Here is a 16,709-nt window from a genome sequence, read left to right as displayed (position 1 = left end):
CTGTTATATACCCTTTTAGCTCAAAACTTAAGCTGGTTTTTAATTTTTATTGAAAATTTAATCAGAAACCTGATTCAGGCACCATGTTTGCCAGAGTTGACGGTAGCTTTTTTCAAGGTCCCGTGTAAAACCGGGCCCATCGCAAATACTGGATTTTAAGAGGCGGTTGCGCAGCAGGCTGCGCCAGTGGCTGAGGGCAGAGGCGTCTAAAAGCAGAGCGCGTACTTTCATGACATATTCATCGGGGGTTTGTGCCAGCCAGTGTTTCAGTCCCAGGGTTTTCAAAATTGAAGCACCCGCACGGGTGCCACCTTCCAGGCTGATCACGGGCACGCCCATCCACAGCGCTTCACAGGTGGTTACGCCTCCATTATAGGGAAAAGGATCCAGTGCCAGATCCAGCGTTTGATAAAATTGCAGGTGCTCCCAGAGGGAGCTGTGCCCCAGTAAACTGACTTTTTCCACAGGAATTCCACAGCTGTGCAGGCGTTTGCGTAAAGCTTCCTGCACAGGTGCTTGTTCCAAACCTGTAAATTTGAGTTTGAGGTGGGCGTTGGGCATTTCCTGAAGAATGCGGGCCCAGGTACTAAGGGTGGCCTGGCTGTATTTAAAGGGATTGTTACCACAGCCCAGGGTCAGAGTTTTCTGGCTCAGGCAGGGCGGGGGCTGGAGTTGGGCTTTTTGGTGAAGCGCATTGGGAAACCAGTGAAACACCTGTTTGAGATAGATCAGGGGTTCGCTGTTCCAGCCGGGAGCTTCTGGAGGATTGAGAAAACGATCCGTAAACCGTCCTTGCATACAACTGAGACCTGTTGTGGCACCAAAGCCCAGACCTGTCAGCTGAAGCGGGGCGGGGCGCAGGGCCAGAACACGCAGATCATCGCCTGTGATGCCACTGAGATCTACCAGAATGTCTATTTCATGGGCCCGGATTTTCTCTGCCAGTGCTTCGGGCCCCAGATCGTGAACCGCATGCCAGGAATCGACGCCTTGGCGGAACCATTCGGTACTGCTGGTTTCGATATCGCGGGTATAAAAAGCATGCAGTTCAAAATTCTGGCGATCTGCAAACTCAAACAGGGCACTGTAGGTATTGGTGGCTGAATGCAGGGAAAAATCAGCGGAGAGATAGCCAATTTTGAGTTTGCGGTTTGGATCGGGCAGATTCTTCCAACGGGGTTCGGCAGGGTAGAGGGGGCGCATAAAGCGAGCTTCCCACCCTTTGCAGGCCGCTTCCAGACGAGCGGGCTCATGGTCACTGGCGAGCAGATAAAAACAGAGCAGGCGCCAGGGGTGTTCTGGGCATTCGGGGAGTTGCACGGCTTCTTCCAGCCACTCAATGGCGGCATCGCTGTCGCCGCATTCCAGCAAAAGGTTGCAGCCATTTTCACAGGCTGCCCACAGGCCTGGCATTTGCTCCCAGGCCAGGTGGTAATGCACAAGGGCTGTTTCAAAGGCTTGCTGATTTTGGGCCAGCAGCCCCAATTGCAAATGGCTGTGGGGGGCTTTTGGCAGATATTGAATGGCGGCTTCAAAGCTGGCCTTTGCTTTTTCGGTATGGTTGAGTTGCAATTGGCAAAGCCCAAGGTTATGCCAGGCGCCGCCATCGTTGGGCAAAGTGGCTAAGATTTTTTCAAAACAGACTTGGGCCTCTGTAATTTGGCCGTTGCGAGCCAGTTCGAGGCCTTGCTGAAGGAGAGTCTGGGAGGAGGTTTTTGTGGGCATGTCTTTTCACTTGGGTTTTTCTTACCTGAAGCATGCAGCATGACAGGGTGCTTTGGCAAGTCGCTGAGGGTCGCCAGCAAAAGGCTCTATTCCTTGACTGGAGGGTTCTGGGAGGATCTGTTTTTGTGCTAGTATACGGCAGAAGAATTTTCGAAAATAAAACGAGGCAGACATGAGCGAACCGACATTTACCCAGCTTCCCGATTTGGCCGCTGAACAGGTGGGTGGTGTGGCAATCTTTGCCAACGATGAGTTTTTTGCTGAGAAAGAGAACCTGCTCAAACCAGGTCGTGGCGTTTTTATTGTCGATAAATACACAGATCGGGGCAAATGGATGGATGGCTGGGAAACCCGCCGCAGCCGTGTGCCCGGTTATGACTGGTGCCTGATCAAACTGGGCATTCCGGGATTGATTCATGGTTTTGATGTGGATACGAATCATTTCTTGGGCAATTATCCTGAACACTGCTCAATTGAATCCTGTAGCCTGAGTGGTGACCCCAGTGTTGATGAACTTTTGGCGGCCCGTTGGGTGGAACTGCTGCCCAAGTCGCGTTTGCAGGGGGGCAGTCGCAATTTCTTTGCCTGCGAAAGCCGTGAACGCTGGACGCACCTGCGTTTGAATATTTATCCCGATGGCGGCGTGGCCCGTTTTCGCGTACATGGTGAAGCGGCTCCCGACTGGAGTCATTTGGTCGAAGGCGAGCTGATTGATTTGGCGGGGATTCAGAACGGGGGACAGGTCTTGATCTGCAATGATATGTTTTTCAGCCCCAAAGACAATCTGATTCTGCCCCGTCGGGCTGCACATATGGGCGAAGGCTGGGAAACCCGCCGCCGCAGGGAGCCCGGCAATGACTGGCTGATTCTGCGTTTGGGCGCACCTGGCTATCTGCGTGAAATTGAAATCGATACTGCCCATTTCAAAGGCAATTACGCCGACCTCTGTTCGATCGATGCCTGTCTGATTCACGAGCCCGTGCCCGTTGATTTCTTAACCAGCCGCAGTTTGCAATGGACAGAAATTCTCCCGCCGCAAAAACTTCAGGCCGATCAGATTCAGACCTTTACAGATTTGCAGGCCTCGGATCAACTCTTCAGCCATCTGCGGGTGAATATTTATCCCGATGGGGGCATCAGCCGCCTGCGTGTGCGGGGAGTACTGGGGCGTCTTGCCCGTTTTAACCAGCGCCCCTTGCCCATGTTGCGTGAAGATTTGACCCGTTGCTGTGGTTCCAGTGAGTGGGTGGAACAGATGCTCCAGGGCGCGCCCTTCGACTCTGAAGAGCAGGCCTATCGCCTGGCTGAACAGGTGGCTGATACGCTCTCTGCTGAAGATTGGCTGGAGGCTTTTTCGCACCATCCTCAGATTGGGGATGTGGATTCGCTGCGCCAGAAATTTGCGGCAACGGCCCAATGGGCTTCACAAGAGCAAGCTGGGAGCATGGGCGCTTCAGAAGAAACCCTGCAGGCCCTGGCTGCCGGTAACAAGACCTACCTTGAGAAATTTGGTTTTATTTTTATTGTCTGTGCAACTGGCAAAAGTGCGGCTGAAATGCTGACTTTGCTGCAGGAGCGGCTTGAGAATGATCCTGAAAAAGAATTGGGCGTGGCCGCAGGCGAACAGCGTAAAATTACCCGTTTGAGATTGGAGAAACTCTTCGCATGAGCACGCTTTCTACCCATGCTTTGGATACCGCCACAGGCCGGCCCGCTGCGGGTTTGGCGCTGATGCTTGAAAAACAGGAAGACCCCACTGGCTGGAAAGCTTATTGCCAGGCCCGTTTGCGTGGCGAATCCGCAGAAAAGCCTGTCTGGTCGCGTCTGGCCCAGGGGGTGACCAATACCGATGGGCGTTGCCCCGAGCTTTTGCCGCCCGGTACCCAATTGGAGCCCGGAATTTACCGCATGGATTTTGATACGGCCAGTTATTTTGCTGCCCAGGGGGTACAGGGATTTTACCCGATAGCGCAGATTGTCTTTGAAATTTTGGCAGACAATGAGCATTATCACGTGCCTTTGCTTTTGAGTCCGTTTGGTTTTTCAACCTATCGGGGCAGTTGAGCATGTATCCGATTATTGATGCCCATACCCATATTGAAGGTTTGCCGGGTTGCGACTGGCAGGATCCGCCTGAGTTGATTCTGCGCCTGCTTGATGAGGCAGGCATTGCCCGTGCGGTGGTCATGACCTATGTCGATGCGCCCATGGAACACGAAGGCTATGAGCCCCTGGCCTATGTGCGTGAGGCGTTTCAGCGTTATCCTGAGCGCCTGATTGGTTTTGCGCGTTTGGACCCGGGCCATGCAGAGGCGCCGGCTCTTTTAGAACAGGCTGTGCGTGAATGGGGCTTTCAGGGGCTGAAACTGCATCCTTTTGGCTATCGCCAGATGCCCGACAGCCCGGATACGCTTAAACTTTTGCGCAAGGCGGCTGAATTGGGAGTGCCCACCTTGTTTCACTGTGGCGATGAGGAATACACCCTGCCGCTGCAATTGGAACGGGCGGCCAAGGCCTGCCCAGAAGCCAAGCTGATCTTTGGGCATATGGGCGGTTATTTTCACGTCCATGATGCGATTGCTGTCGCGCAACGCTGCCCCAATGTCTGGCTTGAAACTTCAGCGACGCCCCACCCCGAACGCATTCGCGAGGCGGTTGAGGCTTTGGGGGCCGAACGCGTGATCTTTGCAAGCGATGGCCCAGGCTGTGATCCTGGCATTGAATTGAAAAAAGTGCAGATGCTGGGCTTTTCAGAGCAGCAACTGCGCTTGATTTTGTCTGAAAATATTTTGCGTCTTTTACCGGAGAGCCTATGAGTACCCTTGATTTTCATACCCATTTGGGCACCTCGATTTTTGGCTATGGGCAAACCCTGGAAGCCCTGTTGGAGCGCATGGACCGTTTGGAGATTGCCCAGGCCGTTGTGATTCCTGTTCAGCCTTTGGATTATCATCTCTCACCTGAGAACGATGCGGTTGCCATGGCTGTTTTACAGGCTCCACAACGTCTGATCGGTTTTGCCCGGGTGGATCCCCGTCAGGGTGAAGAAGCCGAAATGGAATTGGAACGCTGTATCCGGCATTTGGGTTTTAAGGGCTTGTTTCTGCACCCCTGGGAAGAAACCTGCCCGATCAACAGTGCGCCTGTGCAGGCGCTTATGTCTGTGGTGAAAAGGCTTAAAATTCCTGTGATGATTTCTGGGGGCCATGTGCGCGTTTCGATGGCTTCTCAGATTGCCGATCTGGCATCTGCTTTTCCTGAAATCACCTTTATTGCCACCAGTGGCGGGCAAATTAATATTTCGGGGGTGGCGCTGAGCGAAGCCACGCAAATGCTCAAAGAAAACCCCAATGTCTATCTTGAAACCTCTGGCATTTATCGTGAAGATTTTATTGAAGATCTGGTTCCACAGATCGGCATTGAACGTCTTCTCTTTGGTAGCAACAGTCCAGAATTCAGTCAGGAGCTAGAGGTTTTGCGGCCCCGCATGGCCCATCTCTCCCCTTCTGAACGCAATGCCATTCTTGGAGAAAATGCACGCCGTTTGTTGGGTTTTCACTGAAAACCAAAGGAATCTCCTTGTCAGGGAGCAAAGCGCCTGATTATGATTCAGAAGGATCGGGCTGAAGTCCGGTTGCTGATATTGAAGGAGATAAGAACGTGGAAGTTCTCAGAGTAGATTATAAAGCCCCCGATGCTGCTGCCCAGTTTGCCTATTCCCTGCGGGAAACAGGTTTTGGGGTTTTGTATCATCATCCCATCGATCAATTGCTGATCGATGAGGTTTACGAAGAGTGGAAAGACTTTTTCGCTTCTGAGAAAAAATACCACTACCTCTTTAACCGCGAAACCCAGGACGGTTATTTTCCGCCTTCGGTTTCTGAAAAAGCTGTGGGGTTTGAGAAAAAAGACCTCAAAGAGTTTTTTCAATACTATACCTGGGGCAAATTCCCAGCCGAAATGAGTGATGCCACCAAAAAACTGCAACGTCAGTTATCTGCACTGGCACAGACCCTCTTGGCTTGGATTGAAGACTATCTGCCCGGCGAGATTCAAACGACCCTGTCGATGCCTTTGAAAGAAATGATCTCGAGCAGTGAGCAAACCCAATTGCGGATTCTGCATTACCCTCCTCTGGAGGGTGAGCCCAGTGGCGCAGTGCGTGCAGCGGCCCATGGCGATATCAACCTCTTAACGGTTCTGGTGGGGGCGACTACCAATGGTTTGCAGGTTCAAGATGCCGAAGGGGTTTGGCATGATGTACCCTCTGATCGCGACAGCATTGCTGTGAATATTGGCGATATGCTTGAAATGGCGACCCACGGCTATTATAAGTCGACCTTGCACCGCGTGATCAACCCTGTGGGTGCAGAAAATACCTCACGTCTTTCCATGCCGCTCTTTTTGCATCCGCGCCCAGAGGTTTTTCTTACGGAGACCTGTCGGGCCGGAGATTTTTTGCGCCAACGTCTCTTGGCAATAGGCGTTCTTTAGTCAATCGTTGACTGGTAAAACCCGCAACGCAATCTGCATGGCCCAGAAATAAAATTCAGACGTCAGTCTGAAGGGCCATGCAAAACGGCGTGATTCCAACACATCATAGAGTCCCAGATAGGTCCAATCCCAGAGCAGGGCATTATAGGCCAGCAATGCGGGGCTGATTTTTGCGCGAATGCTTTCAACCTCCTGCTCTGAGAACCCTGCCTCTTGCAGTTGCTGTAAATCATGGGCGGCTATCGAGGGGCTATAAACCGTATCCAGGCAGGGGTTGCAGAGGGTTTCCCAAAGATCAGGCCTTTCTACAGGCTTGAGGCCGTGATTTTGGCCCCAGTTCAGCAGGGCCTCTTTTTCAGGGGCAGGGACAAAGAGCAGTTCCCGGCTTTTGAGTGCCAGACAGGGAGGATAGAGATGTGCCCAGATTTCTGCAATTTCAGTGCTTGAAACGTGTTCGGATTCAGCCAAACGCCCGAATTTGAAGGGATAATTTTTAAAATCAAGCCCATGCTTTTCAAAGACGATTTTTTGTTTCATGCCGCAGCCAAAGGCAGGCTGAGATGCAAGGCCAGGCCGCCGTCCTGGGGCAGGCTGGCGCGCAGATCCCCCCCGTGGGCACGTGCGATTCGGCGTGAAATGGCAAGGCCCAGGCCTGTTCCGCCTGTGCGCCGTGAGCGTGAGGTGTCCGGGCGGTAAAAGGGTTCAAAGATTTTTTCAAGGTCGGGGGCTGTCAGGCCAGGGCCCTGATCGCGCAGATGAAACAGGGCCTGATCCGCTTGAACTTCAATTTGGAGCGAGACGCAGCTTAGGTCGGGCACATATTTGCTTAGATTCGAAAAGAGATTGTTAAACACTTGGTTCAGTCTTTCCCGATCTACGTCAACCATCACGGCTGTTTCGGGCATCTTGGCTTCAATTTTGAGGCCTTTTTGCTCCATCAGAGGTTCATGGCGTTCCAGGCTTTCAAAAACCAAAGACCGCAGATCCTGCCTGCTTTTATTGAGAGGCAGCTGATCCAGTTCAAGCCGCGAGATATCCAAAAGGTCCTGAATAATATGATCCAGTTCTTCGGTTTCGGCAATGCCTTTTTCGAGCAAATCAGCCTGCTCGGGAGCCTGTTGATGCAGAATTTCAAGCAGCATGCGCAGACGGGTCAATGGAGAGCGCAGTTCATGAGAAACATCGGCGATCAGGCGTTGTTTTTGACTGAGCATTTCAGCCAATTGGCTGCTCATGTGGTTAAAAGAGCTGACGAGGGGTTCAAATTCGCGCATTTGCTGGCTTTCCAGCTTTTGAGAAAAATCGCCCTGGGCCAGGGCCTGAATGGCTGTTTGCAGTTTGCGATAGGGTTTGAGCAGAAAGCGGGTCAAGGGCAAAAGCAGCAGGCCCAGAATCAGCAGAATCAGCACAAAGGCCAGTAAAGGTGCGCCAGCGGGGCGGGAGAGCTGACTCAGGCGGGGCTGAAGCCAGAGCACGCGATTTCGAAGACGAAAACCCATCCGGGGAAAGGATTGTGAAATCCAAACTTGGGGACGACCGGGAAAATCCCAGCTCAAGACATAATTCTCTTTTCGCAGGCGTTCGTTTAAATCCTGGGGGGGAAGAGGCGGGTTGGGCAGGGTGCTGTGAAGCAGTTGTCCCTGTTCCCAAAGTGCGATATTCCAACCCAGATCATCCCCCAATTCCTGCATGCGCTCGGGCAGGCTGTTGGGGGCTCTGCGTTGGGTTTTTGCCAGTTCGCGGCCCACAAAAACAACCTGGTTGCGGATCACATTGCGTACCAACCCCTCATGGCGGGTATTGAAGATCATTGCTGTGACCAGCCCGGTGAGCAGCAGGCTGATCACCAGCACCATCAACATATACAAATAGAGTTTGCGAAAAAGCAGGTTCATGGCGCCGCCGGAAAAAGGTAGCCGATACCCCAGACCGTTTTAATGATTTGGGGTTTTTTAGAGGTATCCCCCAGTTTTTGGCGCAGTTTACTGATATGCATGTCTACGCTGCGATCCAGGCTTTCCCAATCATAGCCCCGCAGTTTTTGAATCAGCTGATCGCGGCTTTGCACAATGCCCCGGTTTTCCATCAGGCAGCGCAGCAGATCAAATTCGGTTGGGGTGAGATCGAGCCATTGGCCTTGGTGCGTAGCGGTGTGGGCATCCAGATCCAATTGCAATGCGTGTTGTTCTGAGCACAGGAGGTGACGGGTCGGTGGAGCGGGCTCTGCATTTTCTGTTCGTCTGAGAATGCTTTTGATGCGAGCTTCCAATTCACGGGGGTTGAAGGGCTTCGACATAAAATCATCGGCCCCCAGCTCCAGGCCCATGATCGTATTGAGATCATCGCCGCGCGCGGTGAGCATTAAGACGGGAAGTTTCGGCCATTGAGCCCGTAAACGGCGACAAACTTCAAATCCATCCATTTCAGGCAACATCAGATCGAGAATCACCAGATCTGCTGGGTTTTGTTCCAACCAGGCCAAGCCTGCTGAAGGTGTTTCTGAGCCACTGAGTTCAAGCGGGCCTGCGCTGAAATAGGCTTTGAGCAGTTCATGCAATTGGCTGTCATCGTCGATCAGGTGAATCTGGGGCATGGGGGCTCCTGGGGTTTGCTACAATAGATGGGTTCTTGACGCCTTTTAAATTTTATGACCTCGGATCTTGAGTATACTATTTTGACCTTTGTACTGTGGGGACTTCTTCCCTTTCTTTTGATGGGCTCGCTGGCGGGTTTGCTCTCTGGCCTGCTGGGGATAGGTGGCGGCCTGATTCTGGTGCCGATGCTGACGCTTGCTGGAATTGGCTTGCATCAGGCGGTGGGTATGAGTTTGCTGTATATTTTGATCACCGGTTTTTCTGGTGCTTTGACCCATTTCCGACAAGGTCATTTGAAACTGGATTTGGCCTTTTTTCTGGCTCTGGGGGGCTGCATTTTTTCTTATTTAGGCACCCGTTTTTCGCATCTTTTGCCCGAAGCCTGGCTTTCGTGGCTGTTTACGGCTTTGGTGGCTGTGATTATGGGACTTTTCTGGAAACGCATGCGCCATCAGGAGTCGGGAGAGCGCAAGCCCTTTCGGCTGGCATCTGGCCGAGTCATTGCCGTTTTGATTGGCTCACTGGCCGGATTGCTTTCGGGCATTTTTGGCGTGGGGGGAGGATTTGTCATGACTCCTTTGTTAAATATCTTGCTGCCTTTGAGTGTTGAAGAAAGCATTGGTACCAGCTTGGCGGCCATTGTGATGATCTCTGCGGCGGGTGCTGCATCCCATTTTTTTGTGGGGGATTTATTTTCGGTTTTGCAAGCTCAACCTTTGGCTATGCTGTTTTTAGGGGGTGCGGGTGCACTTTCTGCACCTTGGGGAGCACGCTTGACCCGTGTTTTTTCTCCGCGTCAGTTACAGGCGGGGCTTTTCATTTTGATGGGGCTGGTTGCCGTTTATATGCTGTTGTTTGGTTTTCATTCCCATTGAAAGAGTCTGTTCTTGCCTGTGCTTTTTTGCTATATTCACTTCATCTTTTTAAAGGGACACTTTTATGAATACAATTTCTGCCAGACTGCTCTCCGTTACTCAGGAAACCCCAACGGTCAAGCGCTTTGTTTTTGCGATTGAGGGCCAGCCCTATACCTTTTTACCGGGCCAGTGGTTGGATCTCTATGCTAAAATTGAGGGCAAGCAGCAGGTAGGTGGCTACTCAATTACTTCTGCGCCCCAGCCCATCAATGAACAGATTGAGTTGGCGATCAAGGCTTCAGCGAACCATCCTGTGACCCGTTACTTACATGAAAAGGCCCAAGTGGGAGAGGTTTTTCAGATCAGTGAAGGCCAAGGGGAATGTGTCTATCAAAAAGAGATGGGCAAGCAGGTGGTGTTGATCGCCGGAGGGATTGGCATTACCCCCCTGATGAGTATTTTTCGCACGATTCGGGATCAGATTTCTGAAACCCATGCAGCTTTGATTTACAGTTCAGCTTCAGTTGATGAATTTGCTTTTGCAGATGAAATTCGAGATTCTGCCGAAAAATTTACACATTTACTCAGTATTTTTACCTGCACGGATTTAGAGGCTGACATTCCTGCTTGGATCCATTTTCAAGAAAGGATTGATGGCTTTTTTCTGAAGACCCTGAAACTGCCTGCCGACGCCTTGTATTTTCTCTGTGGCCCTTCCCTGATGTTGCGTGAAATCGAAGAAATACTCCTGCAAATGGGTGTGAACCCAAGCCATATTCGCTATGAAAAATGGTAAAGCCTGTGGGTTAAGGTGACGCAGGAAGTGGGGGCGGCGTCACGACCGCAGCGGTATCAGGTGTTTCGGCTGAGTTTTCTGGCTCAGGGCTTGATTCTGCGTCGGGAGAAGCACTGGTTGAGGGACTGGGGGAGGCTCCCTCAGTCGAACTGGCTTCAGAGCTGGGCTGAAGGCTTTCCTTCTCATCGGGCACCTTGCTTGGGCTCTCAGAGGGGGTTGGTTCAGGGGTTGGAATGGCCATAAAGGTGTATACGGGAGTGGGCGTGGGATCGGGTGACCGTGTAGGCTTTGGTGTTTGCCTGAAAAGAATAGGAGCGGGAGGGGGGGCTGTGGGACGATTGAGCATATAAATGCTGAAGCCAATAAAGAGAAGCAGACCCAATCCCATCCCGATAATCGGTAAAAGGGGAGACTCTTCTTTAAACTGTTGGCGTGCAATTTCTTCAGGTGAAACAGAAGCGTATTTATTAATACGTGTCTTCGTTGTTTTGGCACCTGGTTTTGTGGCTTTTTTTGTATTGGCCCAACCGCAAAAGGTACAGACCTGGCGTTGATCTGAATTTTCTGCGGGCAGGGAGTGGTAACAGATAGGGCAGTTTTTCATCAGCGCGTTGTGTACTCCCTCAGAACCATAGTATCCTTTGTCTCATCGTGCGCAAGCCTGTTTCCACAGCATAAACCAAGTCCCTGTTTTTGACTAGTTTAAGATTCTTATTCTTAAATCTCGGGCTTCATTTTTGCTTTGGGTTTATAATTTTCAAGTAGGTATAAAACGCTTTAAGATCCCTTTTATTAAGGCTTTTAATTGACTTTTTGTAAATGAAAGTATTAAGATCAGAGACACAATATGCGAAAATATTTACTGTTGATAACTGTGTGTGGATAATTGGGGAATTTATTTAGGGGAAAGATCATATGATTCATAAGCGTTTTAAATCTTCTCGGCGTTTGATTCGTACTGAACAGGGATTGAGTATTATTGAAGTCATGGCGGCTGGCACCATTCTTGCGATTATCGCGGTGGGCGCCGCCTCTTTTGTTCCCACAGCTTTTAAGGCCAATAAAAAGTCACGTGATTTGACTGCCTCTACGCAAGTGATGAATCAAGTGATGGAACAATTGAACTCCATTGATTTCAAAAATGCAACACCTTACCCCTTTGCTTCTGAACCGGTCTATACCACTGCCAATCCCCAAGCCGTCATCAACACCACAACCCTCAATGCCAGCAACCCGGTCACAGTTTGTCTGGAGCGTGTTTCAGGCAGTACTACCTGTGCACCAGGGAAAACACTTTCTTTTCCTTTAAAAATTCCTTTGAACAATATGAATTATCGTGTCGACCTGATTGTCTATAAAGGAAAACATGCTTATCTGGCTGAACTGCCCGAACGAATCAGTCAAACTTTTGCTTTGGCCGGTTTGCCCACCGTTTTTCAAACTGGAATTGAATCCCTGTCTGAATTTTTAGTTCCCCCTGCTCAGGCTGCGGGCTGCGCTGTTGCGGCAACCCCAACTTCTGCAGAAGTTGGTACGGCAGTGACTTTTACGGGGGTGAATACCTACAATCCTGAAGGCAATGTGCGCTGGACTTTTCAAGATTCTCCAGCAACCCAAACTACCGTTGCTACCCCACCCTTTGCCGCCAGTAAAACCTGGGGTGCAGCAGGTACTTATAATGTGACAATGGAAGCGATCAAATCCAATGGGACGAGCCCTATCAACTGTTCTGGTTCGCCGGTTACGGTGAATGTCACCAATCCTGCTCCTGTTGATTTTACGGTTTTGCCTGGTCTAACCAGCTATACAGGCGTTACCTTTAACTTTTCAGTTAATACTACTCAATGCCCGCTCTGTACCGCACAGAATACCACCTGGGATATGCCGGGTTGTACGCCATCTACAGGGACAGGATTGACAACTTTTTGTTCCTATTCAAGCCCGGGTTCAAGGAATGTTTATATCAAGCGCAATGGCATTTCGGTTGGTTCTAAGACTCTGACGGTAAATTCGGCCAATGTTCAAATTGTGACTCCTGTGCTTACCACGCATGGGGTGGGGCAGACGGTTAGTTTTGCAGCAACCTGTAGCAGCTGCGGTTCCAACCCTCTTTATGAATGGAATTTTGGAGATGGCAATAGCCAAACAGGCCAAACCGCTACACATGCCTATTCTACAACGGGTTCTCCTACCGCTTCTGTTACCTTACGTGATGGCTCCGTAACGCCCAATGTGACGATTGGAACGGCTTCTTTGCCCTTAACAATTATCAGTGGCACCAGTGCTTTTGTGAATGTTACCCCTGCTTCTGGTGTGGCTGGGCCCGTGTCGAATCCCAGCACTACCAACTTTACCTTCCAGACAGGTTCTACTGGGTTTGGGGGTGCGCCCAATAATCCGACGAATGCTCCCGTCACTTACAGTATTTGGTATGGCGACGGCAATGCCACCAATGCTGCCGCTGATGATTCAACCCAAGACACCAACCCAACAGATTTGACTTTCCCTGTGTTTAACCATAAATACACGGATTGTGGCAATTATACAGCCACGGTGAAAGCAGAGGTGGGTTCTACTGTGCAAACCGGAACCACTTCAGTCAATCTCTCTTCTGTGGCTTTGATCACGGCTTCTGCTACCACCGTTCAAGCTGGGAACAGCGTGACTTTTACGGGGTCTACCGTTGGCAATGGTTCCACAAATACCTATAACTGGACCTTTAATGACGATTCGAGTACCCAGACAGGGCCCTCTGTCAGCCATACGTTCTCGTCATCTGGCGTATTTACGGTGGGCATGAATGTCACGGGCGGCTGTGCTCCCAGTGCAACCTCTCAGATTGTCGTGACAGCAGATCCCAACAGTATTGCTTCAAATCAGCATTATATGAAAAAGATTATTGTGAAAGTTTCGCCTTGGAGTAATTCTCCTCCTGGTTCCCATGATTATTTGGGTAGCGCAGTATTTATGAAGGCTGACAATGATGATTAAATCAAATCGCTTACCATTACCAAAAATCTTACGTTTCAGGCAGCGGGGCGTGACCCTTGTGGAGCTGATGATCAGCATGGGGTTGCTCTTTCTGATCATGGTCATGGGTACTACGATTTTTTCAAATATTCAAGGCCATTTAAAATTGGCTGAGCAGGAAGCTCGGATGCAGCAATATGCCCGTGATGCGATCAATAAAATGACACGTGAATTGCGCCAGGCTTCTGCGATGCAGATGGTTCCCTCAGCTCTGTACTCAGGACGTTCAATTGATCTTTTCTTTACCCGCCCCCATGTTGCTCCAGATGGTACTTCCACGGGCTTCGATCTGGTGCGTTATTGGTTTGCCGATGATTATGAAAGACCGGGTACGGGTATTAAATCCCTCTATCGAGCTTGGAAAAGCAATGGAACTTCAACAACAGTATCTACAACGGCATTTGAAGACAATCGTACCCGTATGATCCGAGAAGCTGCGGCAGAGCATCCGGGGATAGACAGTTATTTTGAGCGTAAGGGAGCAACTTCGCCATTTACCTTGGAACTGGTTCTGAGAGTTACGGTTTACCGTCAGCGCTCGGATGGGGTCTATGTTGGAGATCGGGAGCGTAAGTTTGATATGAGATCTGAAATTCAATACCGCAATCAGTAGTTATAAAATTGTATGTATGAAAAATGAGGTGGGGGAGATATGCTGAGACCGAAGAAAACCCGTGAACAAGGGGCTGCATTGGTGATGGTGTTGCAGCTCTCGGTGGTGGGCGCTTTGATGGTGGGCGCTATTGCTTATTTGGTGACCAGCCAGAATAAGTATAATTTGCACAGTGTGCGTAATGAGCGTGCTTTGTGGATGGCTGAGACTGGCGCACAACGCTTTCTTTCTGGCTTAAGAAATGGTGATGACTGTATCGACTTTAGCATATCCACCACGAACCTCAATAGCTCCTGTACAGGGTATTGGCTCAATACCTGGATTCCGATCCACGACGAAAACAATAAAACAATTGGCGAATACCGCGTTTCTCTTTTGCCCAGCACGGAATCCAAAGTCAAGCGGGTGAAGTCTGAAGGCAAGGTCTATGATTCCAAAAACGGGACCGTTGAAATCAATATGTCAAAACGTGTGATTGGCGTGCAGTTTGAGCGTTTTTCTTTAGACAATTTTGCAATTGCTTCTAACCATCAATTGGGCGGAGCACGTATCAATGGCGGGGTTCGTATTTATGGCGGGGTTTTTACTGCCGGGCGTTTGGGCTTAGATGCCTCCTCTACAGGTATTTATAACGATTATCATGATTTAGATACCAATCAAAATTTTCATGGCTATCCTTCACCTGCCTCTCCTCCTCAAGGGGAGGTATATGTTTACAAAGACAATATCAGTAATCCTGCCCCGAATCCCAATGGTGGGATTGACTTAGCCTCTCAGTCAGATTTGGGGACTAATGCAGCAGCGTTTAAGGCGATTCATACGGATGCAAGTGTAGTCGATACAGGTACTCCGACTGGAAATCCTCTTCCATCCACAGTAGGTGATAGTATTGTGGGAGATGGTCAGGACACCCAGGTTCATGCGAATAAAATAGATCATGAATTGCCCAATGTGAATTTTCCTGATGCTTCAGTAAACAGCCAGTTTATGACTGATCGTTTGGTGGAGGCCACTACCAATGGTTGCGTTAGAGGCAGCAGTGGCGCTCCCTCTAATCTGGTCTTAGGCAATGCTTCAATAGCAAATCCTGCGGGGGCTGGCTGTGGGAGCAAGTTTACCTATACGGTTACTGGCTCAGGAAATAATCAAGTAAGACTTTTGCATATTGAGGGGGCTGTTTTTATCTATGGAAGTATTTCAGCCGCAGAAGGAATTAAATATACTGGCAAGGGCGCTATCTTTGCCACAGGCAACGCGACTTTTTCTGAGGGGTTAGAACCTTCTGTTCCAACGGATTATCCCAATAACGCAGCTTTGGGTGTTGTCACTTCAGGCGATATGGCGCTGGGGCAAGGTTCGGGCTCTGATACCAAATATGTAGGCTCGTTCTTTGCAAATCAGCAAGCCACCATAAATAAATCTAAAATTTTTGGAAATATCTTTGCTGGCAGACTTGAAATTCCCGATACAGGTACCCGCCCAGATATTTATGTTCATCCTGATGTGCGGGAGCAGGTAGGCGTTCCCATGCCTGACTTTACCAATGTGAAGGTAAGCAAAACCGCTTGGTGGGAAATGTATGGCGATGCAGCCAAATAGTTAATCCCCTCCACTGAACAGCCCTGCTTTTGGCAGGGCTATTTTTATTCGGTCCATTAAATGATTCGTGGGCCAATTTGTTTGCGCAGCTCTTTTAAGGCCCGCAGCTCTCCATAGGGCAGAGGAACCGTTCCTCCCAATTCATCAGCAATTTTGAGAATCATCGCGACCTGTTCCAGTCGTTCAATACCATTGGCTGCTTCTTCGAGGGAATCTCCCCAGCAGACGGCGCCATGCCGGGCCAGGATCAGCAGGCGGCAATCGGGCAGAAAGGGCAGAATGCGGGTTCCCATTTCAAGTGTGCCAGGGCGGGCATAGGGCACAACGGGAATTTTACCTGCTGCCAGAATGACTTCAGGCAGCGCCTCTGTGGGCAGTTCTCTCAGATCGGGGCGAGCCAGGCTCCAGGCGATTGCCGTCGGTGGGTGGGCGTGCACAATCGCTCGGGCTTCAGGTACTTTGCGATAAATTTCAAGATGCATCAGGCGTTCACTCGAAGGTTGACCTGCCAGTATCTCACCTTTCAGATTCATCCAGGCCAGGTCTTCGGGCTTCAGACGAGATTTGTTTTTGCCTGAAGGAGTAATCACGATTTCTTGATCTGAAAAGCGGTAGCTGAGGTTGCCATCAGCTGCCGCCAGTAAATGACGTTGGTGAAGATGGCGTGAAAGTTCCAGGATAAGTTCTGAGATTTCAGTTTGCGAAGCATTGTGCATTTGACGACTGCCTTTAATTTTGAGGAATGAATGAAATTTTTTTTGCTTGATTTTTCTTATTTTAACAGGAATATTCTGATGGGATCAGCCCAATCTCCAGGCTTAGGTGTGGCAATGTCCTGTTTGAGAGCAATAGTGAGCTGAAATACAGACTGGGACACAAAGGTTATTCTTTGGTTAAGCTAAATATAAAAATAATCTAAAAAATAGCCGATGTATTTATTGACAGTAGAAGAGGAGATCCGTTATGATGAATTCACGTTGAACGCAGGGCAGCGAAAAGAG

At 50.0% G+C, this 16,709-nt stretch carries 16 protein-coding genes; 10 read left to right on the top strand and 6 right to left on the bottom strand.

The genetic code is table 11. The features are described from left to right. Nucleotides 1–57: 57 nt before the first annotated feature. On the bottom strand, nucleotides 58–1,725 hold the full coding sequence (locus COW20_08600; protein PIW48648.1) for a hypothetical protein: 1,668 nt from the start codon (nucleotides 1,723–1,725) through the stop codon (nucleotides 58–60). A 172-nt stretch (nucleotides 1,726–1,897) separates the two neighbouring features. Between COW20_08600 and COW20_08595 the strand changes: the two genes are divergently transcribed. The 5 genes from COW20_08595 to COW20_08575 all read left to right on the top strand — a co-directional run bounded on the left by COW20_08595 (nucleotide 1,898) and on the right by COW20_08575 (nucleotide 6,219). After that, nucleotides 1,898–3,394 carry a bifunctional allantoicase/OHCU decarboxylase gene (locus tag COW20_08595; GenBank protein ID PIW48647.1) on the top strand — a complete coding sequence of 499 codons (1,497 nt, stop codon included), beginning with the start codon at nucleotides 1,898–1,900 and terminating at the stop codon, nucleotides 3,392–3,394. Beyond that, on the top strand, nucleotides 3,391–3,789 hold the full coding sequence (gene uraH / locus COW20_08590; protein ID PIW48646.1) for a hydroxyisourate hydrolase: 399 nt from the start codon (nucleotides 3,391–3,393) through the stop codon (nucleotides 3,787–3,789). Before COW20_08595 ends, uraH begins: the two co-directional genes overlap by 4 nt. Nucleotides 3,790–3,791: 2 nt before the next feature. Next, entirely contained in the window at nucleotides 3,792–4,541 is a 750-nt protein-coding gene (locus COW20_08585) for a hypothetical protein (protein PIW48645.1), read from the top strand. Next, nucleotides 4,538–5,287, top strand: a complete 750-nt coding sequence (locus COW20_08580) for a hypothetical protein (GenBank protein PIW48644.1) — start codon at nucleotides 4,538–4,540, stop codon at nucleotides 5,285–5,287. Before COW20_08585 ends, COW20_08580 begins: the two co-directional genes overlap by 4 nt. A gap of 98 nt (nucleotides 5,288–5,385) precedes the next feature. Next, entirely contained in the window at nucleotides 5,386–6,219 is an 834-nt protein-coding gene (locus COW20_08575) for a 2OG-Fe(II) oxygenase (GenBank protein PIW48643.1), read from the top strand. On the opposite strand, the gene COW20_08570 is transcribed toward COW20_08575, so the two are convergent. From COW20_08570 to COW20_08560, 3 genes are read right to left on the bottom strand one after another with little or no spacing between them, the layout of a single operon-like run. Then, nucleotides 6,220–6,756, bottom strand: coding sequence for a hypothetical protein (locus COW20_08570; protein PIW48642.1), 537 nt, complete (start codon nucleotides 6,754–6,756; stop codon nucleotides 6,220–6,222). Further along, complete coding sequence (locus tag COW20_08565) at nucleotides 6,753–8,114, bottom strand: hypothetical protein (GenBank protein PIW48641.1); 1,362 nt, start codon at nucleotides 8,112–8,114, stop codon at nucleotides 6,753–6,755. Before COW20_08565 ends, COW20_08570 begins: the two co-directional genes overlap by 4 nt. Next, nucleotides 8,111–8,812 carry a DNA-binding response regulator gene (locus COW20_08560; GenBank protein PIW48640.1) on the bottom strand — a complete coding sequence of 234 codons (702 nt, stop codon included), beginning with the start codon at nucleotides 8,810–8,812 and terminating at the stop codon, nucleotides 8,111–8,113. The genes COW20_08565 and COW20_08560 overlap by 4 nt, the downstream gene beginning before the upstream one ends. A gap of 54 nt (nucleotides 8,813–8,866) precedes the next feature. On the opposite strand from COW20_08560, the gene COW20_08555 reads away from it, so the two are divergent. Beyond that, a complete protein-coding gene (locus tag COW20_08555) occupies nucleotides 8,867–9,688 on the top strand; it encodes a hypothetical protein (protein ID PIW48639.1) in 822 nt (273 codons plus the stop codon). 64 nt (nucleotides 9,689–9,752) lie between these two features. Beyond that, on the top strand, nucleotides 9,753–10,466 hold the full coding sequence (locus COW20_08550) for a hypothetical protein (protein PIW48638.1): 714 nt from the start codon (nucleotides 9,753–9,755) through the stop codon (nucleotides 10,464–10,466). Nucleotides 10,467–10,476: 10 nt separating this feature from the next. Here COW20_08550 and COW20_08545 read toward each other — a convergent pair whose 3' ends face one another. Then, nucleotides 10,477–10,659, bottom strand: a complete 183-nt coding sequence (locus COW20_08545; GenBank protein ID PIW48637.1) for a hypothetical protein — start codon at nucleotides 10,657–10,659, stop codon at nucleotides 10,477–10,479. Between the two features lie 722 nt (nucleotides 10,660–11,381). Between COW20_08545 and COW20_08540 the strand changes: the two genes are divergently transcribed. The 3 genes from COW20_08540 to COW20_08530 are packed head-to-tail and all read left to right on the top strand — an operon-like array spanning nucleotide 11,382 to nucleotide 15,708. After that, nucleotides 11,382–13,457 carry a hypothetical protein gene (locus tag COW20_08540; GenBank protein PIW48636.1) on the top strand — a complete coding sequence of 692 codons (2,076 nt, stop codon included), beginning with the start codon at nucleotides 11,382–11,384 and terminating at the stop codon, nucleotides 13,455–13,457. Then, nucleotides 13,447–14,109: a hypothetical protein gene (locus tag COW20_08535; protein ID PIW48635.1), complete on the top strand. Its 663-nt coding sequence runs from the start codon at nucleotides 13,447–13,449 to the stop codon at nucleotides 14,107–14,109. The genes COW20_08540 and COW20_08535 overlap by 11 nt, the downstream gene beginning before the upstream one ends. A gap of 39 nt (nucleotides 14,110–14,148) precedes the next feature. Continuing rightward, nucleotides 14,149–15,708: a hypothetical protein gene (locus COW20_08530; GenBank protein ID PIW48634.1), complete on the top strand. Its 1,560-nt coding sequence runs from the start codon at nucleotides 14,149–14,151 to the stop codon at nucleotides 15,706–15,708. Between the two features lie 56 nt (nucleotides 15,709–15,764). On the opposite strand, the gene COW20_08525 is transcribed toward COW20_08530, so the two are convergent. Continuing rightward, the gene (locus tag COW20_08525) at nucleotides 15,765–16,424 is read right to left on the bottom strand and encodes a class II aldolase family protein (GenBank protein PIW48633.1); all 660 of its coding nucleotides are present in this window, start codon (nucleotides 16,422–16,424) and stop codon (nucleotides 15,765–15,767) included. Between the last annotated feature and the right edge of the window lie 285 nt (nucleotides 16,425–16,709).

This window comes from bacterium (Candidatus Blackallbacteria) CG13_big_fil_rev_8_21_14_2_50_49_14 (genome assembly GCA_002783405.1).
In the GTDB taxonomy this organism is placed as follows: domain Bacteria; phylum Cyanobacteriota; class Sericytochromatia; order UBA7694; family UBA7694.
The sequence above is the reverse complement of the archived record's forward strand: the minus strand, read 5'-3'. Positions and strand labels throughout refer to the sequence as shown.